Genomic DNA, 21,022 nt, shown 5'->3' on the forward strand with positions numbered 1-21,022 from the left:
GAACCTGCTCTGTCCACCTGTGCCCAGCGCACCAGCCATTGATCGTCGACCGCTCCCGGGAGTTGATCCTTTGCCGCCTTGCGGGCCAGGGTTGAGGGAGCGTAGCGCCGGCCGGTGCGGGCTTCGATGCGGCGCGCCATTTCAGACAAGGCTCGTTCCCGCGCTTTGCTTCTCCGCTGCCGTTCAGGCAAGTTGTCCCATTTGGGCGCGAGCTCACGTTGCTTTCGCGCGATGAGGTCGTTCATCGCCGCGGCGAAACCGCGTTCGGGTTTGGGCTCGGGGGCCACCGACCAGAACTTCATTCGTCGACGGCCGGCGGCTTGATCCGGTAGGCGCCATTGTTACGTTTGCCGCTCTTGAGTGGTGTCTCCAGGATCGTCGGGTCAGCTTTGGCGGGCAGGCAGTAGTACCACGCGTCACGGTAGACGTGATACGGATAGACGCCGTGGTCTCGGGCGATGCGGACCGCATGGCGCATGGCGCGGTGGCGGGTCACGGCTTCGATCGCGGCATACCAGGCCGGTTGCTGGAATTTCTCCCAGGGATATTTCCAGGCTCCATCGGCACTTACCGACGACATACGTCCAAAGAACGCGGTGTATGTCGCCTTCAAAAAATCCACGTAGTCGTCGCGGCCTAGAGCGCGGGCGTCAACAAGACGGTCACGGATGCGGTCGGCGAAGGTGCGCAGCCACTGGTGTTGCTCCGGCCATACCCAGGCCCGGTGCAGTTCAATGTCGTTTATGGTCAGTCCGGCGCCACCGGTGCTGACCGCATCCAGCAACTGGTGAATGTCGGCGGTTGTCGCCCAAAACCGTGCCGGTTCATCCCATCTCATCGCCGGATGCGGCAAAGGAAGTTGGTCGGTCAGTCCATTGCGCAAAGTCGAAGCGGGAGGGGTCACCACCTCGAATACCCCGAAAGGAGGTTGTTCGGCGGCGAGGATTCGGGGTTCAGGATCCACCCATTGCGCAGGTCCATATCCAAGATAGAGCCCGCTAGCTGATGGAAGGTAGGCAGACTGTTGGTCGATCTCAAAATCGCGAGCGCCTCGTTCGAGTGCTTCAAGGCGTTGGCCTTCGGCGAATCGCGGATTGGTCCAATCGTCCGGCCACCACTGCGAGGGTATGATTCCGTTTCGGCCAATCTCCTCCGGCAGCGGCGATTTCACCAGAACACGTTCGGTTTTGTTCTTGGGGTCAGGCTTTACCTTCTCCAATGCACGGCTCGCTTGGTGCGCCCCAATCTGTGACCAGCGGGGGCCGGGGAGTGACTCGTCTGCTTCGAATAGCCAGATCATGCGATCCGCCACAAGATGAACGATCTCGGTTTCATCATCGGGCACAAACGTTTTCGTCCCCTCGATACCCAATATTCCGCGGTCGGCAGGACGGGCTTTAGATGGGTCCAGATGCATGAGCGGCATCAGCACGATTTCTGCTTCTCGTGCCGGCTTGCCTCCGGCCGCCGGGAACTTGCAGGTGAACCATCCAGATAAGGAGAAGCTGACATCGGCGCCGAAGAACTCGCCGACCACTGACTCCAGCTTCTTCTTGTTCAGACTCGCAGTCATTTGCGGTGTGAACCCTGTGGCCTGCAATGCTTCTGGCGTAATCCATACCTGAACGCGCTGCACGTCACCATGCAAGGGAACCGGGCGCAACCCCCAGCCTTCGGCGCAGGTCACGACGACCAGCTGCGCAAGATCCTCAGGCTTAGATAAGGGGCCGGCGAGAACTTTGCCGGACGGGGTGATGATCCCTCTGCTGTGTGCGATCAGAATTCGGCGGTCCACCCTCGTTGGTGTCAGGTCATCCCACTGCCGTGATCCGGCTTTCCAGGGCGCATACTCATCGTCAACTTCGGACTTGCAGGCACCAACTGCGGCCGACGGCGCCTGCTTGGTGAGTTCTTCGGTCTCACCGAGCTCAGTCGGGGCTTCGGCTGCTGCAATAGCAGCCTGGTATCGGTGGACGGTCTCGGGGAGCCAGCCCTCGACGACGTCGCGGCCCTCCCCGCTCAGCTCGAAGTCAGCACGCGGGAAGTCACCAGGTATCGCGGTGCCGAGAGCAGCGATAACCCGTTCACGCTTCCAGGCAGACACCGTGCCAGCAGGGTCTGAGTAGGTTTGCGCGATCGCGACAGCGTCATCGCCGTGATCGCTGGAGTGGATCCGTCGGATCTGCCCATCTGCGATGAGCAGCCTTACCGATTCTTCCCATGATCTGCCGGCAATCGGATTATCATTGGTCACGGCTGAATCCCCTCGAATTGCTTCGGTCAACGGAATGCCTCGGTGCTCGACTCACCGGGGCATTCTCTCGTTCACGGCAGTCCCTACCGGCGCGCCGGCGATGGCAGCCACGCAGCCCCGGTCCGGCTGATCACTCATCTACTCAGTCCTAACATGTTGTCCTGCTTCACTGTTGCTCATAACCCGGCGCAGACCGAGCAGACATATTTGAGGGGTCATGGCAGCGTGTCATCACTTGCTGTGGCTCGCCGCCGCCCCGGCGTGCGGCGTTGCTCGTTAAACCGGTGAATACCTTTTGTCATCCATACCCTTCCGCGCTTCAAGACGGCCACGGCGGGTGGAAATTCCGGGTTCTCGTCTGCCAACTGCACCACACGTTGTGGGGCAACTTTCAGGATCTCGGCGGCCTCGATAGTCCCGCAGAGATCAAGGCGAGCGGGGTTTTCCGTCTCGCGCTGGTATTCATCGGTCGGCAGCAGACGCAGTAACCCGATCGGACGCACGGCAAGAGCGCCAACGGTTCTGAACACGTCAATCGCCGCGGCACGGGGGGTCGCCGCGACCAGCTCCAGAACGACGATCAGCCTGCCAGAATCGGGTTCATAGAAGGCGTCATGCACGGCAGATCTGACCGCCGCCAACATCTCGTCGGTCAATTTCGGCGCACAACAGAGTACTTCGGCCATCCAGGCGTTGGTCACTGCGAGCCGCCTTCCGTCGTGTCACCGCACGCATTCAGCGCCGGTCTTCGTGTCCTCATCTTCTCTCCATTCCCTTGATCCGGTCAAGGGCTGAACACGCCGTGTCCCCTTGACCGGATCAAGCGTTGGACTTAGATGCAATTAGTAGCTAGTAGCCCCTGAATAGGCTCGTGGCATCGACGAGAATTTTGATACCGAGAGCCTTGACGCCACGGTAATTTCGGCGAGCGGACCGTTTCTGTGCTTGCCCACGATTAGATCGGCCTCTCCGGCGCGCGGGCTGTTTCGCTCATATTGTTCTGGCCGGTGGATCAGAATGACCATGTCGGCGTCGGCTTCCAGCGAGCCGGATTCGCGAAGGTCCGACACCTGGGGGCGCTTGTCGGTGCGCTGCTCCGGGCCTCGGTTGAGTTGGCTGATCGCGACCACCGGCACGTGCAGCTCCTTGGCCAACAGCTTCAGGCTCCGCGACAAATCCGACACTTCTTGTTGCCGCGACTCGTACTTCTTGCCCGAGCTCATCAACTGCAGGTAGTCCACCACGATCATCTTGAGCCCGACCTTGTGATGCAGTCGACGGGCCTTGGCCCGGATCTCCATCATCGTCAGGTTCGCGGAGTCGTCGATGTACAGCGGCGACTCGCTGACTTCACCCATCTTCCTGGCCAGCTTGGTCCAGTCGTCATCGCTCATCCGGCCCGAACGCATATCGGCCAGCTTGATATTCGCCTCGGCCGACAGCAGCCGCATCACGATTTCCGATTTCGACATCTCCAGAGAGAAGATGATCGACGGCATCTCGTGTTTGATGGAGCAGGAACGCAAAAAATCAAGTGCCAGAGTCGATTTCCCTGAACCGGGTCTGGCCGCGACGATGATCATCTGATCTGGGTGCAGGCCATTGGTGACCTCATCGAGGTCATGAAACCCGGTGGGCACGCCGCGCGACATTCCACCGTTGGAAGCGATCATATCCAGGTCGTCCATCGTGGGCTGCAACAGCTCTTCGAGCGGCACATAGTCTTCCGACATCCGACGGTCGGTCACGTCGTAGACCTCGGCCTGCGCCCGATCCACCACCTCGGCCACATCGGCGCCCTCGGCCCCGGCGTACCCGTACTGCACCACGCGGGTCCCGGCCTCCACCAGGCGGCGCAACAGCGCCTTCTCGGCCACGATCCCGGCGTAGTACCCAGCGTTGGCGGCCGTCGGCACCGTCGAGATCAGCGTGTGCAGATACGGCGCACCGCCCACTCGACGCAGCTGCCCACGCCGGTCCAGCTCGGCGGCCACCGTCACCGCATCGGCCGGCTCTCCCCTGCCGTACAGATCCAGGATCGCCTCGTACACGCTCTGGTGGTTGGGCCGATAGAAATCGTGGGGCCGCAGCTTCTCCAAGACGTCGGCGATGGCGTCCTTGGACAGCAGCATCCCGCCCAGCACGGACTGCTCGGCCTCGATCGCCTGCGGAGGCTGCCGCCCGTACTCTGCAGCATTGAGCGCACCAGACTCGGCGGCCGCGGAACGTTCTGCTTGTACCGTCATGGCCGTGAACTCCCGTCTGCGGATGAACCGGCGGGAACCACTCGTAGTATCGGCCGCACTGGCACCGAATCAACGGATTGCGCCTGGGGGTGTTCACTCTCGGTGCCAGACGCGCTCACCGACACATCAGAATCGGGCTCGTCCGAGCCGATACGCCTCTGCGGATACTGCGCCCAGCTGTAGTAGAAGCTCCAGCCCCACCGGCCACTGCCCTCGAACCGCAGATACTGCCCTAGAAGTCCACCCGTGTTCGGTTCTGGCTCGGGCTGTCCATTAGCCACCCAGGCTTTAGCCTTTTGCTCCAAACCCCAACTGAGTTCATGGGACCAATGCCCACTGCAATACGCAACCTCACGGCCCTCCCCGGTGATCGGATGCCGATCGATCGCTTCCCGGATCACCTTCTTGCCGCACAGCTGCCCGTCAGCGCGCACGAACACACACCCCGCACCCGCAGCGCGTTTCATCGGCACATACCGCGGAGCGTCCGAGGAAATCACTCGCCCGATCCACGCCCGCTGCCGCGCAGCAGTCTCACCGGGCATCACCATCGCCCCCACGGCCGCTAACCACGGCTCACCTTGCCGTGCACGCGTACCCCGATCACGATGCTCAGTGATGTACGCCGCGGTGCACAACACCAGCAGCTTCAAATCCTTGTCCAGCCGGTCGTCAGCGATCGTCTCCAACAGCCAGCGACGCTGGCCCATGATTCGTTTCACATCAGTACCCACGACGCACCCCCAAACGCTTAACTGAGATCGACATAGGTGAAACCTCTTCCCTCGCAGCGCACCTCAACACCCCTCTTCAATGCCTTTTCGGACTTGCGTCGCGCGAAAAGCTCACGCATGCTGGCCAACGCCCGCACCCGGCCCTGCCCGGTCGCCGGCGCCGGACCCTGCGGCACAAACAGGGCAGTCCTAGCGGATGTCTCCGGCTCAACAGGCAGCTCGCGAAGACGCCAGGCCACAAATCCGCCCGGCCGCCGCATCTGATCGCTTGGCCAGTTCCGCCGGCTGCGCACTGCCGCCACATCCAACGCCGATTTCAAACCCGCCGCTGACCACGCCTCCAACCGCAGATGGCTGAACATCAACGCCGCCGCCACAGGACCCCGCGCACCGCCGAGACCCACCGTGCGGCCAATCAAGTCATCAGCGAGCCGGTAGGCCACTGTCCACCGCTGCCGCACCGCCGGATCCTTCTTCTTCGGCGCAGCGTGCCGCAGCGCGCGTCGGCGCGCTTTAGGTTTATTCGAAACTTGAGATGTATTACTCACCTGAGAACTACGGAGAGGGTCGCAAACGCAGCGGCCAGCCCCGTCGCTATGTTGTTGTTTATCCACAGGCCGAGGTGTCGTCAGATGGACGATGTTCGGACGATTCGACCGTCCGGTGCGGCTGGAGCAGCCCGCCGCCGATTGATGTAACCAGCCGGCCGACAACAGAATCCGACGCACAATCGTCACACTCGACTCAGAGAACCCAGATTCCTGCGCCAACCGCCCATTAGTCACCGCTATGTTCCGTCCGGTCCCTCCGTGCGCATGTCGCGCCATCGCCTCGGAGATCCGCACAAATCGGTCGACACGGACATGGAATTGACCCAAAGCTTCCTGACCACAACCGCAGGAAACCCATCGATTCAACGCCTCGATCCACCGGACCCGCGAAACCATTGGCACTGTCGCCGGCACGCTGGCGTGCACCCGAATCCACCGGGCCAGCGAACCTGGCCGAGGGGCATCCCCGCGGCCGCCGACCGACCCACGCTGGTAACCATCACCGCTGGTAGATCCGCTATTTAAGGCCTGCGTCAACGGGATTTGTTGACCTTCCTGAGGGTAAGCACTACCCCGAGTTCGACTCAGCAAAGTCGCCTCTTCCTTCAATATGGGTACAAAAACCAAGCGACGGACCACCCGCCGCCACGATCACAGATCAGGCAACGCGCCAATCACCCCAAAAAGCTGGTGCAGCGCAACTCAATACGCGCGTATTTAGCTAGCCAAAGAACCACCCCCCGAACCGATACATGCACTCCCCCAACGCAACCCGGACAACGAGCAGCCAGGTCACACAGAATCGCCGCCTAGTCATCGCGGTGATGCCGATAATGAACGCGCGCGCTTCCGCGAATTCGATTGGGCACAACTCCAAGTCAGGCACTAACGACTACCTCATCGAGCCTCGTTCGTTTCCAGGTCCTCCCGCCGCCAGGCGTCGACACGTGCCGCACCGCGAGAACTTGCTCGGGCGCCACGACCGCAACCCGGACACGATCGGGCTGATCCGCCGTGACGCCGAGCGCATAGCCAGATACATAAACGGCGTACCAGTCATGCGCAGGCTCACCGCCCGGCGCGGCGGTCAGACCCGGCGTGGGAACCCATCCCTTGCAATCGCATTCAGGATTGGGGCAGGTAGTACCGCGGTGGCCGTTGGCGGCGACGGCGCGGCTGGCGTATCGGTCAAGCCGACCAGCCACCATGGGGCACGCCTGCGATGCGTAGACGGCGCACTCAGGATGCAGCGGTGGTTCGTCGAACTGGAGGGCGCCAACCTGTCTAGGTCCTCCGAACAACACGACCGGACGTCCGATCGGTTGGCCGCACAGCTGGCAGAGATAGTTACGCCAGCACTGTTGGACCCGGCTTTCGTGTTGGGACCGGAAATCAACGCCCCCATCGGCGAGCTGGACGTTTGCCCATGGAATAACCACGCCGCCGGTGGTGGGCCGGTGCTCACATGTCGCAGGTACCGGCGGCCGGATCGGTTCAAGCATCGAGGTACCGCCACTCGATCCGAGTGACCTCGCTCCATGGATCACAACCGCCATGAGAGTCACAGAAGAACTTGACGAATCGCCGAGTAGTCCAGCCGGCGAACCCCTCTCGGGCGACGTCTTCCCTGGTGATGGTGTTCAACTGCTGCCGGCAGACGGACACCACTTCCACGTCGACGAGCCGCACCAGTGGTTCCCCGTGTTTGCGGCCCATCACCTTTCGGCAGAGAGTCAGCCGATCGCCAGGCTTCAGGTCGAGCCAACCCATCCGCCGCGTCACGGTCTTCGTCCGTGCCACCACGGCGTCCTCAGTAAGCGACACCGACATCAGACGCGGCATCACGCCACCGCCTCAGGAAATTGATCCCAGATACGCCCGTCGAGCTCGCGCCCGGCGCGCTTCTTACTGGCGCACCGCGTCATCGCATGAGAGTTCTCATTCCAGTCGCCACACCAATTGCGAACGGAGCAGTCCTCTTCATCGATCCAGACGTGTCCGGTGGTGCCGTCGAGGTTGACGAATGTATCGCCGGGTCCGTTCTCGCCTTCGCCGTGTGAGAATCCGGGCGCCCATTGGCCCCATTGCTTGAACTGGAATGGCACAACGGCCTCGACGCATTGATCGCGAAGGGACCGTGCCCAGTCTGGGTGCATTGGCCTTGCCCTAGGCCCAGATTCGCCACCGGCGACAACCCAATCGAGTGCGGCAGGATTGCCGAACGCTGGCCCGCTGCCAAAGTGTTGGATCAAGTCGATGGGCCCGAGTAGTGGCTCGGCGCTGATCCATCGCACAGCGGCCGGGGTGTCCAGCAGTGCCGGGATACGGAGGTCAGCGTGCTTCTGGTCCTCGGTGCTCACGCCCAACCAAACGTTGGGCAGCGGCCATGTGTACCAATCCGAGACCGCATCGTCGTCCCACCGAGGATCCCACTCCGAATGCATATTGTCCCTTGCGATCTGGAGAATCCGTGGCCACTCGGGCACAGATAGCAGGGACCGCATGCGGCCGTGGCGCTTGGTGAGTACCTGGAAGGTATGCCGTGGAGCTTCCGCCATCACCGCGAACACGCGTGCGATGTACTCGTCGGGCACGTCGTCGTGGAACAAGTCGGCTTGTGAGCAGACGAAGATCTTCTTCCCGTCGCGCTTTCTGAGCGGCCAGTCCAGACGATTCGGGTGGAGTTGTACCGCCAGACTCGACCCGATGCCTTCACCGTCAAACTTTCGGCCCGCAACACGAATTGGTGTCGATCGTTCGATGTAGCAGTTCAGGCAGCCGTCACTGATCCGGGTGCAGCCGGTCACTGGTGACCACGTGGCATCGGCCCATTCGATGCGTGTCTTGTCGCCCATCATCGCCCCCGGGCGATAGAGGGATCGAGTTCATGCGGGTGGGTTCCGCCGAACGCCAAGGCGCCGACGCATTCCTCGCAGCACTGCAAGATGGCATCACCGTCGACCATCCCGGGGATCCCGACAGGCTGACCCTTGATGGTCGCTTCCGGAAGAACACCGAGGTTTCGGCAGCACAGGCACCCCCGCCCCGACTCCGGAGCTTCGTGAGCCGATGTCGCCCGGTGCTCCGAAGACCCCACGCAGGAAGAACCCTGCTCCGGGTCACCGGCGTGATCGCTGGCAAGACGCACCGTCGCGGCCGTCAGCAGATGCGCCAGAAAATGCCCAGACTGCGGATTGCTGTGCAACATGTCGATCAGAAAGTGATACAGCGACAACGCATCTGACGGCGACAACGGGAACGTGTAGTCGACCGCGAGTAGCTTCAGGTGCTGCTCGAGGTACTCCTCCCCCGTCTTGACGAACTCCTCGCACACAGTCATTTCCCGTCCTCCTTGTTTGAATTTGTTGTGGTGTTCACGTGATGTCCCGACATCGGTCGCACTCCCACCTGCCGCCGATATGAGTGCAGCTGCGCCGTTCCTCAGACATCCAGCACACCTGCATCGCCTTGCGCACACCCTGATTCGAAGCCACCTGCGCCACCCACGGACTCATGGCCTGCCCCGCGCCGTCGATGTACTTGCCGGCGAGCTTTCCTAACGCGATTTCCGATTCGGCCTGCGCGGCGTATGCGGCGCCGGTGCCCCGGTCCCGCTCAGCGAAGACCTCGGCAAGCTGCTCCGGTGACCCGGCGGCCGCTGAACTGACCCGCTGCAGGAAATGGCCGCACTCGCTGATACAGGTCTGACACGCTTCGCCCCACTCGGCGACAACTTGCACACACCCGGGCAGGCAGCACGTCGGTAACGTCATCTGCGCGCTCATGCCACTGCCTCGCCGTGAAGCGCGGCCCGCAGCCGGAAGCCGATCCACTCCCCGACTTGCGGGGAGACGGCGTTGCCGTAGCCGTCGACCTGGTCACGCTCGCTGCCCCACACGATGAAAGTCCCGGTGTAGCCGGCGAAGTTGACGTCGAAACCGCAGCCTCGGCCAACCTCATGGGAGGCCATCATGCGGAAGTAGCAGTCCTCCAACTTGAGGTCGGCCAGCGTCTCCTGCCACTGGGCGGTGAGCAAGGACTTGGTGTCTTGCGCCGTCACGGTGCCGAGCGGATCACTGACCGGATGGGCCCGGTACTTGGCTTCATCGATCGAGCCGTTGTTATTGATCCATCCGGAGAACAGCAGAGCTTGGCTCGCCCCGTCCGCCACAACAGTTTTCATGGGCCGATCGACGCCATGGACACGTCGCTCGGCGCCTTGGTTGTACTTCATCACGCCGGCCGCAGTCAGCAGTCCCGGAATCTGATCGGCTGTAACGGTGGGCATCGACTCGCCATGGGTGGTCGGCGTCGTGTTCTTACGGAACGGCACAACACCGCTGGAAATCAGACTCAGAGTTTCCGATCCCCCCTGGGTGGGAAGCGGCTCATCAACCCCTCGGGGTGCACCCTGATAGTTGTTGACCGCCAGCAGTACCGACTTCTCGTGAACACTCGTGACGGTGTCCATCGGCTGAGTGATGTGCTTACCGTCTCCGTTGTGGCGATGAGCTGGCATGATCTGCCCAGCGACCGCCACCGGCGCAGTGATCATCCCAACAGCGTTGGTTCCGGTCTGCGTCCACAACGGCTGCCCGAAATCTCTACTGCGGCAGTTTGATCCGGGCCTCTCGAAACTGTTGCCCGCCGCGACCATGACTGCACCGGTCGAGAGAACAGCAGTCTCTTGTTGACTGGTCTGCGTCGCCAACGGCTGCCACGGGTGCCGCTCGGCCTTCCCGGGCATCAGGACCGCGGGAAACTCGCCGAACCTCTGCCGGCACCGCTCCGCACGCTCCATGGTCGCCGGGGCCAGAGGCTTCTTCCGGTCCCCAATTCGGGTACCGAGATTGGACAGATCGAGCGCCTCCAACGAAGGCGTCATCGGCGGAATAACCATCGCCCGGCACGACGGGCACCGGTACACGTACTGCGTCCCGTACCGCACGACGCCCGTGGGAGGCACACCTGTCTTCCACGTCCACACCGCCTCGACGACACGATCGCAAAAGCCACACCACGAGTGCGGCCGGTGCTCCAAATCCGGTGTCGGGATCCGCTTGTCCCACAGCACCAAGTAATACCGGTCCCGAGACTGAGGCACACCGAAGAACATCGAATTCAGGTACAGGACACGGTATTTGTAGCCCAATTTTTCGAACTGCCGGATCCACCACCGATAGGTGGATCCATCGCCGTACTTCTTGCCAGGAACTTGTTGTCCCCACGATTGGAGTTCTGTAGTGCACTCGACGAGAATCATGCGCGGGTGGTGCACCGCGGCGTAATGAAGCACACAGTTCGCGGTAGCGCGGTCACGTTCGGAGCGGGTGACGTTCGCTTCATACTCGGGGTCGTCGAGATCGAATAGCGAAAGACCTTGCCGGTAAGCCTTTTTGGTATTTGCGCTCGAGTGATTGACGCATGACACGCCGGCAATAAGCAGGTCGGCGGCCGGCAAGTCGCGCACATCGTGATAGTCCGAAGATTCCGGGTCGACCAGATCGGCTATCCAGTGTTCGACGTGAGGATGGTTCGCCTCATGAACCTCAACCTTGTAGTGGTTGTGGTTGGCCGCCATGATCGTGGTGAAGCCAGCCCGCTCGGCACCCAAGGTGAGTCCGCCAAACCCGGAAAATAGATCAAGTGCGGTGTCTGCGTCGTGCGCGAAACGACGTCGTCGCACCGCGGGCCGGTGTTCGGCCACCTTGTTGCGGCGCATAGCCGGGCGAGTACGGCGCGATGACCGCGCCACCGGAGGGCTAGATGTCATGCCACATCCCTGACCATCAGGCCGGCACCTATCGGGGTCAGATCGGCCAGGAACCGGATCCCCATCGCAGCCACTTGGATCGCTTCGAGCCGCGCATGGCCAACGTCTCGTATTGCCAGACGCAGGACGGTCATGCAGCCTTCCCCTGTTGCGGGTTGTTGAGAATCTGCTGCACGCGCTGTTGATAGGTGCTGATTTGTTCGGCGAACAGGGCCAGCTCATCAGCGGCGATATGGCCTAGGGCGTGCGCGAGAGCACCGGCCGGCGTGCCATCTGGGGCCATCCCGGCCGGGTAGACCGCGACGGTGTCTTCTGGGATATCGGCGATGAATCCGCCCTGCGCCAGAGCCGACCCGAGGCCGCTGAGCGTCCAGTGGTGTTGGTCGATCAGTTCGTAGGCAGCCTGACGTGCCAGCTGCAGCGGGCTCACATGTAGCCATGAGGGGTGCCCTGACCGTCGGTGTTCGGTCAGCAGGGACCTAAGCTGTGTGCGCAGCGTCCGGATGCCGCGCGTGCCGGCGTCGATCGCGACCAATCGAACTGCCAGCGCGAACATATCGGGAAGCTCCTGGGCGATGTTTGTGCGTCCATCGGAGCGGCAGATAATCACGCGGTGGCTGGGGGTTTCCAGCACAACTTCGGCGGTGCTTGTCGCGCCCTGGCTGGTGCACTCAAGCGAATGAACAAGCCACCCGTAGTTGTGCAGTCGGAGGCCATACCAGTAGGCCTTGCGGATCGCATCGCTGGGTTGGCGTCGCACACCAGGGATATCAGTAAACTGCGGTTCGATGTGATCATTACCCTTGATCATCTCTGTCCCTTCCAGTCAATTCCTGTTGTCAAATAACGATTTTCACGCGCCTTGCGCGTGTGGCTGCGGTACGCGGTGCTGCCGTTGAATGGCGCCTGAGGAGTTCGAAACAGCGTGGAACGCGAAGTCCTCCGTGGCGGTGGTTGCGGCGATCGGGGAGTGCGCTTGGATAGTGCCGGTTGTGCGGGCATCGTCGAGAGCTTCGCTAACTGGTTCCCGCAGAGAGTGGAGAGCAGTCGCGGGTCCGGGTGTAATGGACCATCCGCGGGCTCGCCGTAGATTTCGTTCCTGCTCGTTGGGCACGAGCGAGGCCCACAGGGCATCGTCGAGGCTGCGCCCGGGGGAACTGATGTGCTGGGCGGGGTCGTGGCGGTGCCACTCGTAGACGTGGCCTTTGTCCATGATGAGGAGCCAGCCTGGATGAGCGCCGCCACCTGTGTTGGTTTGTGTAGTCGACAATTGAGTTCATTCCTTCCCGTTCGTTTCTCGTGTTCTCTTTGGCGTCAACGGTTTCCCTGGTCCACGGCGTGGTCAGACGGCGACCTGCTCGGTGCGTCGGGCGTTGTAGTCCGCCCACCAGGTCCATCCCGGCAGGGATTCCAAGGTGGTTACCCGTTCGTCGCTGAGCTGACCTGCTCTTTTCGCGACTCGCTGATTACTGACCCAGCAACCGAGCAGATCGCCGCCAGAGGTTCGGTAACTTTTAGGCACCTGCACATGACCGTGGGCCGCGGCGAAGCGTTTGAGGTGAGCAAAACCGGCTAGCCACCGCGCATCTCGCGCGTTCCATGTCCAGCCCTTCAAAGCTTCCAAAGCACTGATGCGTTCCGCGGCGAGCTTGCCGAGTTGATATCCGCGGCGTTGGGCTTGGACCCAAAAGCCCAGCTTGTATCCGTCGGCGGTCACCTCGGTCTGAGATGGGCTCGCCGAGCCTGTCTCGGCGAGGAATGCCTCCAGATACGCGTAGCCGGTGTCAAAGCTGTCTCGCGCCGGGTTCCAGCTCCACCCGGGAAGCGCTTCTAGTAATGCGATCCGTTCGGGATCCAGCGTGCCGGCCCGGTATTCGCGACGTTGGATGGCGGGCCATTGACCGAACTCGAAACCGCTTGCGGTGCGGTATCCCCGGGGAATCTTGACGTCCCCGTGAGTGGCGGCCCACTGCACCAGCCGCCCATAGGATTCATTCCAGGCTGCGTCGAATCGATTCCATGCCCAACCGGGCACCGCCTCAAGTTTGTCGCGCTGCTCAGACGTGAGGGCTTCTCGGCGCTGGCGTTGCCCCCGGGTCCACGCGCCCAGCGGGTATCCCGCTTCGGTGATGTACGCGTTGGGCGGGCATTTGCCGGTAGACTCGGCGTAGGCCAGCAGTTGCTGGTACCCGAAATCCCAGCCCGGGGTGAGCAACTTAAGAGTGCGCAGGTTCAGTGCGGCACGCAGCGCGTCGGGTGCCGGTGTTCCGCTGGCAGTTATCACCGAGATGCGACCGGGTTTACCTTCATCGCCGTCCCTAGTGCCGCGGCGGCCGCCGCGGCGAGGCCTGCGGCCCTCAAGTTCGCCGGCCAACGCCGAGTCCTGATCTGCCAACGCCAGCAGGGTCCGATACACGTGTTTAAACGCCGAATTACCCACTTGCTCAAGCAGATCAACGCTGTCGTCGATGAATACCGGCAGCACAATCACGGCCCGGCCAGGCCGCTGCGGGTCAACACGCAATGCCCGCCCCACACTCTGGGTGATATCGATGGTGGATGTTCTCGGCGCCGCGAACACAATCGCGTCGAGTGCGGGGACATCAATGCCTTCCCCCAGGCATCGCACATTCGACAGCACGGCGCGCCGCCCGTCGCCAGGATCTGCCAGCGTCTGCAGGCAGCGATGGCGTTCCTCAGTGTCCGTGCTTGCATCCAGATGCATCGAATCCACTGTCTGCGAGGCAGAACTATCTAGCATTGCCGGTAGTGTCTTCGCGAACTTGCGCGACGTGTTGATTCTGTTGTGGAACACCATGATCCGCGACAGGTCATAGGTTGACATGGCAGTACCAACGGCCACCTGCGTTGCAGCCAACTGGCTATCGACTAGCGCTGCCTTAACCTCGATCGGTGCGTCGGATTCACAGGAGATCTCTTTGTGAATGTCCTCATCGGTGACCGTGACTACGGCGATCTCGTAATCGGACAACAGGCCCGTGACCGGCACACGCAGGTCAGCGGTGGAGATCTTGCGGTCATGGCAGAAAGCCAGGGCGTTGATTGGGCGGCTGCTGTGCTCAACCCAGGTACGAATGGTCTGCGCCAGAAGGGTCAACGACGGTACGAGAACCAAGATCGCTGATGGACCGTGCCGTGCCTCGTTCTGCGCTAGGCGTTGTCCCAGTAGGGTTTTCCCGGTGCCGCAGGGCATGCAGATCGTGACCCGAGAGTGCTCCTGTAAGTAGTCGACGGCCTCATTGAATGCCGACTGTTGGTGCGGTCGCAGCGGTCGCTCGATCATCACGATTGCCCTGCTTCGTACAGGACGTGCACGGCAGAGAGCTGACTGCTTATGAAAAGCGTCGTGTTGCTGTGTAATCCGTTCGGTGAGTGCATCAGGGCTGTCCTTCGGTGTTTGTGTTCAGCAGATCCGTCTCTAATGCGGCGAGCAGCTCGTGCTCGCGGAGATCGAGGTCGCGGGCGATGGCCCGCCAGTACACCTGTCGGCGGCTGGGCGGATGGATACCCAGCGACTTAGCAGCTCTGACTAGTTCGTCGTGATCGGGCCCGAGGGTGCGTTCCACAAGCCCGAGTGCTTCAAGTCGAAGCAGGTGCGGATACACGTTTTGGGGGCTAGCGGGAGCGACCACGCGGTGCTCACCGTTGCCATCGCAGCTGGCGAGCCGGTACCCGAACGGTTTGATGAAGTCGTGCAGCGTCACACAGCTCCCCTGATAGATGAGTTCTGTAATGGGCATGGCCGCTGCCGCCAGCCAGAGAGTGCTGACTGGTACGGTTGCGTCGCGCAGGACGGCCAGCAGCTGATCGCGCAATGCGCTGATGCGCACGTGCCGGGAGGTCGTCATCGCGTCCCCGCCCTGTATGTCTGCGCTGCCGTGGAGCCGGCCGGCCAGCTGATTCCGTCGAGCACGTTGGGCACGACGATGTGGCCCTCCCTCAAGTGGTGGGCGTAGGCGTCGGTGGCCGCCATCGCCGTGCAGTCCGTACCGGTGCGCTGGGGCCCGGACCACAGGCACCCGCAAATGGCCTGTGCTGTCGATTGACTCGGGGGGACTTGGTCGTAGACAACGTGCACGAACTGCAGAGCGTCGCCGCTGCCGTGTTCAGGAAGGTTCATGATCGGAACCAGTCCGGGGTGTGCACACCGACGAGATCGGCGAGCCAGCGGGGAGGGTTCTGGGAATGGCCGGTGCCGGCTAGATCGTTGCCTTCGGAGCCGTCGGCCAGAATGCGTGGCCCCGAGATTCTGTAGGTCACATCTGATCGCCCAGCCTTGTAGATCCATGTCACCTTGATCCGGGTAACGCGAATCTGCGGGCCATCAGGCTTGAGCCAATGAAAGGCCATGGTGTGTTGGTTGTCGGGGACGTCGAGGCCGACGGAGACTTCACGCTCTGTGATCGCAATACGAGTCCTGCGCCGGGGCGTTTGAGCGTGCGGGTCGCTGAATGCTTCTTCGGTTGCTGGCGGGTGAAGGTGACCGAGCGAGACTCGTTGGACGACATTGTCGTGAGGGATTGTCGAAGTCATGGTTGGTGTGTCCTAGTTACTTTGTTGTTATCGGGTTTTCGTGATTTGACTCGGGCGTGTTTTCGAGAGGTCCACTTTCGAGGTGCTGAGGGACGGTGTTCCTAGTCCGAGCCGTCTCCTGTCGCAGGAATCGCACCGCGGCCGCCACCGGCCAAGAGCGGTACCGAGAGCGATTGGGCCGCGGGGTTGCACATCGAGGTATCGGATAGCGGCGGGAGTGTCGAGCAGCTCGATGAGCGTTCGGTCGGCGCTGTCCTGGTCGACGACGGGCCCGCCGAGCCAGACGTTGGGCAGTGCCTTATCTTGGAGGCCCTGGTTGGGCATGAACTGGGCGCGGCTCGGGCCCACCCGCAGCAGCAAGATACCGAAATCGGTCACCGTCTCCCAGAATCTATTGCTATTCAACAGATCCCGCATGCGGGAAGTGTTGCGCGTACAGATTTGGAAGGTGTGTTCAGCTGAGCTCTGCATGGTCGCGAAAACATGCGCGATGTAATCGTCGGGTACATCAGCGTCGAACAGGTCCCCGTTGGGGCAGACACTGACATGACGGCTTTTGCGCCACCGCAGGGGCACCTGCAGCTGCTCGGGTAGCAGACCCGGACCCGCTGGAATCCAATCGACTCCGGCCCCCGGGGCATCGGTAGCGTGGGCGACAGCTCCGGTGTGTGTCACGAGGCGGCCCTCTTCTCCAGGGCGATCTGGATGCTGTGCTGGTCGCATCCCTTGTGAGCTTGCAGCGGGTTATGAGCGTCGACCAGGAACATTTCTCGCGCTGCGGTGATCATGTCCGGGCTCACCACGCGATCGTGAGGCCCGACGAACCGGAACAGCAGCGCCCCGGACGTGGCGTAGCGAGGCAGCACGTAGGCGATGCACCGGTGAAAGGGGGCGTTGCGCCGCGTGTCGTTTCCGCTTATTTCCCAATAGGTTCCACTGGCGGCGACTCTCCATGGCTGCTTTACCGCTTCCCACGGCGACACCTGATCAACTGCAGCCATCGTGTCCGCTGCCCGCGGCTGCGCCACACTCCCCGCGCTGTAGACGGGTTGATCTGGCCATCCGGCGATCCTGCGTGCCTCGGTGAAGACCTGAGCAATGCCACCGTCCTTCACGAGCTCTTCGGGGCTGTGGCCGTCAAGGTTAATGTTCGCGGTCTTGATCCAGGCCTCGACAGCGTCGGGTCGCCCCGGGTAGGCATCGGCCAGGATGACCCTCAGATCGGACAAACTCATGAGGCTGCCCTACCCATAGCCGGTTCGCTCACCGATGTCCATTCGTCGACAAACGCCAGCGTGTGCCAGACCCTCTGCTCAACGATGGGGTCTGCGCCCAAGTGCGCGCAGTCGCGCAGGAACCGCCGCACCGAACTGTCATGGACTGTGGGGGGCAACACATACGGGTGACCACCGCCGGGATGTGCAGCTCCGGCACGATATTCCGTAATCCCCAGGGGTTTTCCCTCAGCGATGCTGACTGCGACGGCCAGATGTTCGGCAAGCTGGCGAGCCACCGCGACGCTGAGCCGCTCGCTGTCGATCACATCGACGGTCACCGGCCCGCCGGCGGCGACGGTGAGCAGATAGCGGCCGGTGCCGGCAGCGCCGCCCTCCCACGTGGCGGTCCCGTTCGGCCACAGTTGCGGGGTGTGCTCGGCCGCCAGCTGCAGCGGAGCCCATCCCGCGATCCGACGGGCTTCCTGCTCGACGGCACGTTCGTCGCCGCGATCGCCGTGTATCAACAGGTCTCTGGGCCGCTTGTCGCCTAACACGGGGTTAGGGGCGGCGAGCCAGTCGTCGATCGCCTCCGGGGTGTAGATATCAGCGAGGATTCCGTAGATCGCTCCATAGCTCATGACGCGCTCCGTTCTTCCAGAATGTTTTCGGCGAACTCCTGAATGCGGGACGGCTGATGGCCCGCCCAGATGCGCCGGCCGGTGTTAACGACCGGAAGATGTTGATAACCACATGTTTTCAAGTCATGACGAGCGTCCTTATCGGCGCTCAGATCAACGATCTCTATGTCTGCCCCGGCCGCGGCGAAAGCATCGAGGGTCTGCCGGCACTCGGGGTAGCCGGGCTGCACATACACCACCGGAATCTGCCGCCCCTGGTAGCAGTCTGGCGCCGGCAGGGAGTGCACACTGGCACCGCGGTGAAAAGGGTTGCGCATCAGAGCTGTCCGTTCGTCGCGACCCGGGTCTGCACTGATACATCCCGTTGCGGCGCATTCCCCGCCGACGTCTCCGGGTGCAGCTCGCCGATCGTCAGTTGCTCGGGCAGTGCGCACCAGCGCACGTTCCGCTCTCCGGCGCCGCGTTCCCGTGTGATCCGTCCTTCCGCTTCCAGAGCACGCAGGGGTCGGTAGATGTCGGCGCTGGTATGCGGGGTTCGGATGCGATGCCAACTGCTGTGGTGTTCGAGCACGGTTTCTGTGGCGCTCCAGCGATTGGTCCTGCGGCAGCTGCTGCTGCAGGGCACGTTGACCACGGCGTGTTTAGCGGGCAGTTTGCCGGTCAGTTCACGGGTGGTGATCTGGCCGGCCTCCTGCACGGCGTCTAGCAGCAACCGGTTCAGTTCGGCGCGATCCAATGGCGCGGCGTTCATGCGATCCCTCGCTTGAGGCGTCGGCGTTCGCGTTCGGAAAGCCCACCCCAGATCCCGAACCGCTCATCGTTATCGAGCGCGTACTCCAGGCACGGATCTTTGACCTCGCACCGCTCGCACATCTCCTTGGCCTCGCGGGTCGATCCACCCTTCTCAGGGAAGAAGGCATCCGGGTCTGTCTGCGCGCACAGCGCCGCTTCCTGCCACGCCAGGTCCTCCTGCGCATCGGGCTCACCGAAGGCGGTGGGAACCACCTGCCAGTGCCCGCCGGTGCCCAGATCAGCCTGCACCCGATGAACTTTCGCCAGCATCTGATCGATCCCGATGACCGTGTAGTTGCTCATGACAACTCTCCCGAATCCACTTCGCTTGAAGTCTCCGCGGCCTCAACTGCCTTCCAGAACCGGCGCAGCCGCGCCACGTAGGCGTTCTTGGTGATCCCGAATTCGGCTGCCGCTTGGCTGTACGTCAAATCCGGCCGTTCCCTGCGGATTTGCGCAGCTTCTCGCAGGTGATCAAGCACCGCGTAGGAATCAAGATCGCCCAACGCAGCAATCCGGCGGGACTCGGCTGTTGCCGCGGCCGCAGACTTCGAACGGTTGGCGGCGGCGAACCCGGCCTGTTGTGGTATCACCTGCTCCACTCGAACTATCGGCTCGGCATCGATAAGAGCCTGATACTTGCGTGCGGTGGCGGCCAACCCGAGTGTCTTCAGCGCACCAGGCGCCTGACGCGAAGGGATAACAACCTCTCGCGCATCGGAACCGCTTCGGTCTGTGGCGATTCCGATCCGATCTAGCAGCGCCATAGTCTTGACTGCGTCGACCGTGTCGCGGCAGTGGATGCATACTCCGTTTCGGGCGAGCCGACCCTTTGCCACCAACGCACCCCGCACCGCCCCCAGGGCGATGTCGCGTCCCCCACCGCCGAACGACCACCGGCCGTCCGTGGCGTGATATCCCAACCTCGCCAGCAGATCCCGGCCCTCAATGCGTATACCGATGCGCGTAGATCGGTACCCGCCGATAAGCTGCACGCGCTGCGGTGAGCCAATCGTCTGGATAATCCAGTGCGCGGTGGCAGTATCGGAGAGCCCAAACAGGACCCCGCCTCGGGTATCGCTCACGGTCCTCGAGAACGCCAGCACTGCACTGAGTTGTGACCGGTCAACGGCGGTACCAGTTTTGAGCGTCAACAGCTCGGTCACCATCGTCGAACGCGCCTGCGCGTATCCCCGGTTGGATGCTCCACGTCGTCGCGGCGCGCGCACATCGACCGTCATGACGCCCTACCCCAGTGCAGATCCAGATCCCAATCCTCGGGGGCGTCCACGTCTTCGAGAGCGTCAAAATCCTCTCCCGGCGCGTCATCCCCAAACTGCGCGCTCCTGCGGGCCGCAAGGATCTCGGAGTCCAAGTCGGTGTCGGGCACTGTGGGCACTGTGGACTTGTCGGTCAACGATGCCGGCGCCGGCACCCCGGCGAGGTCAGCCAAGGTGGCCATGACTGTCAGCCAACGTTTGGAAGCATTTTTGGCGGGAACCCTGATTCCGGCGCGGTACTCCGCTTCGAGTCGGTTCTCTACGGTGTAGCGCGCGCACTGCGTCAAAACCGGGCAGCCCAAGCAGATTTGACGCAGGTGTGCATCGACCTCGGCCATGTGCCGGCCGGTGCCAGATGTCCACAGTTCGGCTGGTTCGCTGCCGCATGCGGCGCGGCTCTGCCAGCTGCCTGTGCGCCGCGGTGGGTGCACGGTTGGATTACTCACCGCAGGCCTCCGACTTGATGGCGGGCGGCTTCGGCGGGCACCTCGGCAACGAACCTCAGCGCCAGGACCGCCAGAGCGTTTGCGGCCTTGATGACCTGGCCGTCGTTGTCGGCGACCAGCCCAGCGAGCAGTTGCTCGTGACGACCCCGCAGATACCCTTTTCCCTCATGCGCCGAGACCAACGGGTTGAGCGGATCGGAGTTGGCGGCCCGGGCCACGGCTGACTGCACCGCGAGCCGATCACGCGCCTCGCTGGGTTGGCGGCCTTCTCCGTCGATGATCAACCGCAGAGCCATCGCCCCGACCTGGACAGCCTCGGCCCGTGCATGTTCGATAATGTTGGCGCGCACCGCGTCTCGCAGTTCGTCGATCTCCTCTTCGAGCACGGAGACTGCTTCGGCACGCGAATCCAACAATTTGGGGAAGTTGCGTCGAGATGTGCGCAACTCCTCGAAGATCAGCTCCCCTGCCCGGGTGTGAGCCTTGTGGAGCATGCTGTCCCGGCACAAGGACACCATCGCAGCGGGGATGCGCATC

Annotated in this window: 26 protein-coding genes and 1 pseudogene; all 27 read right to left on the reverse strand. The window is 62.6% G+C overall.

What is annotated here, in order from left to right; translation table 11 throughout:
- Window positions 1–302: pseudogene (locus AOT87_RS17650) on the reverse strand (hypothetical protein); the annotation flags it as partial.
- Window positions 299–1,795, reverse strand: coding sequence for a hypothetical protein (locus AOT87_RS17655; RefSeq protein WP_131727589.1), 1,497 nt, complete (start codon window positions 1,793–1,795; stop codon window positions 299–301). The gene AOT87_RS17655 and the pseudogene AOT87_RS17650, both read right to left, overlap by 4 nt.
- Window positions 1,796–2,469: 674 nt before the next feature.
- Window positions 2,470–2,955, reverse strand: coding sequence for a hypothetical protein (locus AOT87_RS29100; RefSeq protein ID WP_057970153.1), 486 nt, complete (start codon window positions 2,953–2,955; stop codon window positions 2,470–2,472).
- A 141-nt stretch (window positions 2,956–3,096) separates the two neighbouring features.
- Complete coding sequence (dnaB, locus tag AOT87_RS17665) at window positions 3,097–4,500, reverse strand: replicative DNA helicase (RefSeq protein WP_057970154.1); 1,404 nt, start codon at window positions 4,498–4,500, stop codon at window positions 3,097–3,099.
- A complete protein-coding gene (locus AOT87_RS17670) occupies window positions 4,497–5,234 on the reverse strand; it encodes a hypothetical protein (protein ID WP_131727590.1) in 738 nt (245 codons plus the stop codon). Before AOT87_RS17670 ends, dnaB begins: the two co-directional genes overlap by 4 nt.
- Before the next feature lie 17 nt (window positions 5,235–5,251).
- Window positions 5,252–5,695 carry a hypothetical protein gene (locus tag AOT87_RS17675; protein ID WP_131727648.1) on the reverse strand — a complete coding sequence of 148 codons (444 nt, stop codon included), beginning with the start codon at window positions 5,693–5,695 and terminating at the stop codon, window positions 5,252–5,254.
- Between the two features lie 968 nt (window positions 5,696–6,663).
- Window positions 6,664–6,993 (reverse strand): hypothetical protein, encoded by a 330-nt coding sequence (locus AOT87_RS28730; protein ID WP_131727592.1) that lies wholly within the window; start codon window positions 6,991–6,993, stop codon window positions 6,664–6,666.
- Between the two features lie 286 nt (window positions 6,994–7,279).
- Window positions 7,280–7,627, reverse strand: a complete 348-nt coding sequence (locus tag AOT87_RS29395; RefSeq protein ID WP_240483295.1) for a hypothetical protein — start codon at window positions 7,625–7,627, stop codon at window positions 7,280–7,282.
- A complete protein-coding gene (locus tag AOT87_RS17690) occupies window positions 7,627–8,640 on the reverse strand; it encodes a phage Gp37/Gp68 family protein (protein WP_057970158.1) in 1,014 nt (337 codons plus the stop codon). The genes AOT87_RS29395 and AOT87_RS17690 overlap by 1 nt, the downstream gene beginning before the upstream one ends.
- Window positions 8,640–9,125, reverse strand: a complete 486-nt coding sequence (locus AOT87_RS17695; protein WP_131727593.1) for a hypothetical protein — start codon at window positions 9,123–9,125, stop codon at window positions 8,640–8,642. The genes AOT87_RS17690 and AOT87_RS17695 overlap by 1 nt, the downstream gene beginning before the upstream one ends.
- Before the next feature lie 34 nt (window positions 9,126–9,159).
- Window positions 9,160–9,558, reverse strand: coding sequence for a hypothetical protein (locus AOT87_RS17700; RefSeq protein WP_131727594.1), 399 nt, complete (start codon window positions 9,556–9,558; stop codon window positions 9,160–9,162).
- Window positions 9,559–9,566: 8 nt separating this feature from the next.
- Entirely contained in the window at window positions 9,567–11,507 is a 1,941-nt protein-coding gene (locus AOT87_RS17705; RefSeq protein WP_057970161.1) for a DNA cytosine methyltransferase, read from the reverse strand.
- Window positions 11,508–11,554: 47 nt separating this feature from the next.
- Window positions 11,555–11,692 (reverse strand): hypothetical protein, encoded by a 138-nt coding sequence (locus AOT87_RS28870; protein ID WP_157859021.1) that lies wholly within the window; start codon window positions 11,690–11,692, stop codon window positions 11,555–11,557.
- The gene (locus AOT87_RS17710; protein ID WP_057970162.1) at window positions 11,689–12,369 is read right to left on the reverse strand and encodes a hypothetical protein; all 681 of its coding nucleotides are present in this window, start codon (window positions 12,367–12,369) and stop codon (window positions 11,689–11,691) included. The genes AOT87_RS28870 and AOT87_RS17710 overlap by 4 nt, the downstream gene beginning before the upstream one ends.
- Before the next feature lie 531 nt (window positions 12,370–12,900).
- Entirely contained in the window at window positions 12,901–14,862 is a 1,962-nt protein-coding gene (locus AOT87_RS17715; RefSeq protein ID WP_057970163.1) for a helicase associated domain-containing protein, read from the reverse strand.
- 94 nt (window positions 14,863–14,956) lie between these two features.
- Complete coding sequence (locus AOT87_RS17720) at window positions 14,957–15,427, reverse strand: hypothetical protein (protein WP_057970164.1); 471 nt, start codon at window positions 15,425–15,427, stop codon at window positions 14,957–14,959.
- Entirely contained in the window at window positions 15,424–15,699 is a 276-nt protein-coding gene (locus AOT87_RS17725; RefSeq protein ID WP_057970165.1) for a hypothetical protein, read from the reverse strand. The genes AOT87_RS17720 and AOT87_RS17725 overlap by 4 nt, the downstream gene beginning before the upstream one ends.
- Complete coding sequence (locus tag AOT87_RS28735; protein ID WP_131727596.1) at window positions 15,696–16,112, reverse strand: hypothetical protein; 417 nt, start codon at window positions 16,110–16,112, stop codon at window positions 15,696–15,698. The genes AOT87_RS17725 and AOT87_RS28735 overlap by 4 nt, the downstream gene beginning before the upstream one ends.
- Before the next feature lie 27 nt (window positions 16,113–16,139).
- Complete coding sequence (locus AOT87_RS17735; protein WP_057970167.1) at window positions 16,140–16,787, reverse strand: DUF5131 family protein; 648 nt, start codon at window positions 16,785–16,787, stop codon at window positions 16,140–16,142.
- On the reverse strand, window positions 16,784–17,347 hold the full coding sequence (locus AOT87_RS17740) for a DUF2384 domain-containing protein (RefSeq protein WP_057970168.1): 564 nt from the start codon (window positions 17,345–17,347) through the stop codon (window positions 16,784–16,786). Before AOT87_RS17740 ends, AOT87_RS17735 begins: the two co-directional genes overlap by 4 nt.
- Window positions 17,344–17,967: a DUF2384 domain-containing protein gene (locus AOT87_RS17745; RefSeq protein WP_057970169.1), complete on the reverse strand. Its 624-nt coding sequence runs from the start codon at window positions 17,965–17,967 to the stop codon at window positions 17,344–17,346. Before AOT87_RS17745 ends, AOT87_RS17740 begins: the two co-directional genes overlap by 4 nt.
- On the reverse strand, window positions 17,964–18,254 hold the full coding sequence (locus tag AOT87_RS17750; protein ID WP_157859022.1) for a glutaredoxin family protein: 291 nt from the start codon (window positions 18,252–18,254) through the stop codon (window positions 17,964–17,966). Before AOT87_RS17750 ends, AOT87_RS17745 begins: the two co-directional genes overlap by 4 nt.
- Window positions 18,255–18,283: 29 nt before the next feature.
- Window positions 18,284–18,718: a hypothetical protein gene (locus AOT87_RS17755; RefSeq protein ID WP_057970171.1), complete on the reverse strand. Its 435-nt coding sequence runs from the start codon at window positions 18,716–18,718 to the stop codon at window positions 18,284–18,286.
- Window positions 18,715–19,062, reverse strand: coding sequence for a WhiB family transcriptional regulator (locus AOT87_RS17760; RefSeq protein ID WP_081344332.1), 348 nt, complete (start codon window positions 19,060–19,062; stop codon window positions 18,715–18,717). Before AOT87_RS17760 ends, AOT87_RS17755 begins: the two co-directional genes overlap by 4 nt.
- Window positions 19,059–20,000 (reverse strand): hypothetical protein, encoded by a 942-nt coding sequence (locus AOT87_RS17765; protein WP_057970172.1) that lies wholly within the window; start codon window positions 19,998–20,000, stop codon window positions 19,059–19,061. Before AOT87_RS17765 ends, AOT87_RS17760 begins: the two co-directional genes overlap by 4 nt.
- The gene (locus AOT87_RS17770; protein ID WP_081344333.1) at window positions 19,997–20,485 is read right to left on the reverse strand and encodes a WhiB family transcriptional regulator; all 489 of its coding nucleotides are present in this window, start codon (window positions 20,483–20,485) and stop codon (window positions 19,997–19,999) included. The genes AOT87_RS17765 and AOT87_RS17770 overlap by 4 nt, the downstream gene beginning before the upstream one ends.
- A complete protein-coding gene (locus tag AOT87_RS17775) occupies window positions 20,482–21,021 on the reverse strand; it encodes a hypothetical protein (RefSeq protein ID WP_057970174.1) in 540 nt (179 codons plus the stop codon). Before AOT87_RS17775 ends, AOT87_RS17770 begins: the two co-directional genes overlap by 4 nt.
- Window position 21,022 lies beyond the last annotated feature (1 nt).

Source organism: Mycobacteroides sp. H003, assembly GCF_001440135.1.
Classification (GTDB): domain Bacteria; phylum Actinomycetota; class Actinomycetes; order Mycobacteriales; family Mycobacteriaceae; genus Mycobacterium; species Mycobacterium gwanakae.

Bases quoted from the DNA above. Each gene is read 5' to 3' on its own strand.
- AOT87_RS17705 (WP_057970161.1), bottom strand. From the start codon at position 11,507: ATGCGCCGCAACAAGGTGGCCGAACACCGGCCCGCGGTGCGACGACGT.
- AOT87_RS28870 (WP_157859021.1), bottom strand. From the start codon at position 11,692: ATGACCGTCCTGCGTCTGGCAATACGAGACGTTGGCCATGCGCGGCTC.
- dnaB (WP_057970154.1), bottom strand. From the start codon at position 4,500: ATGACGGTACAAGCAGAACGTTCCGCGGCCGCCGAGTCTGGTGCGCTC.
- AOT87_RS28730 (WP_131727592.1), bottom strand. From the start codon at position 6,993: ATGGTGGCTGGTCGGCTTGACCGATACGCCAGCCGCGCCGTCGCCGCC.
- AOT87_RS29395 (WP_240483295.1), bottom strand. From the start codon at position 7,627: ATGCCGCGTCTGATGTCGGTGTCGCTTACTGAGGACGCCGTGGTGGCA.
- AOT87_RS17725 (WP_057970165.1), bottom strand. From the start codon at position 15,699: ATGAACCTTCCTGAACACGGCAGCGGCGACGCTCTGCAGTTCGTGCAC.
- AOT87_RS17775 (WP_057970174.1), bottom strand. From the start codon at position 21,021: ATGCGCATCCCCGCTGCGATGGTGTCCTTGTGCCGGGACAGCATGCTC.
- AOT87_RS17760 (WP_081344332.1), bottom strand. From the start codon at position 19,062: ATGAGCAACTACACGGTCATCGGGATCGATCAGATGCTGGCGAAAGTT.
- AOT87_RS17715 (WP_057970163.1), bottom strand. From the start codon at position 14,862: ATGATCGAGCGACCGCTGCGACCGCACCAACAGTCGGCATTCAATGAG.
- AOT87_RS17740 (WP_057970168.1), bottom strand. From the start codon at position 17,347: ATGAGTTTGTCCGATCTGAGGGTCATCCTGGCCGATGCCTACCCGGGG.
- AOT87_RS17710 (WP_057970162.1), bottom strand. From the start codon at position 12,369: ATGATCAAGGGTAATGATCACATCGAACCGCAGTTTACTGATATCCCT.
- AOT87_RS17745 (WP_057970169.1), bottom strand. From the start codon at position 17,967: ATGAGCTATGGAGCGATCTACGGAATCCTCGCTGATATCTACACCCCG.
- AOT87_RS17765 (WP_057970172.1), bottom strand. From the start codon at position 20,000: ATGACGGTCGATGTGCGCGCGCCGCGACGACGTGGAGCATCCAACCGG.
- AOT87_RS17695 (WP_131727593.1), bottom strand. From the start codon at position 9,125: ATGACTGTGTGCGAGGAGTTCGTCAAGACGGGGGAGGAGTACCTCGAG.
- AOT87_RS17690 (WP_057970158.1), bottom strand. From the start codon at position 8,640: ATGGGCGACAAGACACGCATCGAATGGGCCGATGCCACGTGGTCACCA.
- AOT87_RS17755 (WP_057970171.1), bottom strand. From the start codon at position 18,718: ATGAACGCCGCGCCATTGGATCGCGCCGAACTGAACCGGTTGCTGCTA.
- AOT87_RS28735 (WP_131727596.1), bottom strand. From the start codon at position 16,112: ATGACTTCGACAATCCCTCACGACAATGTCGTCCAACGAGTCTCGCTC.
- AOT87_RS17720 (WP_057970164.1), bottom strand. From the start codon at position 15,427: ATGACGACCTCCCGGCACGTGCGCATCAGCGCATTGCGCGATCAGCTG.
- AOT87_RS17700 (WP_131727594.1), bottom strand. From the start codon at position 9,558: ATGACGTTACCGACGTGCTGCCTGCCCGGGTGTGTGCAAGTTGTCGCC.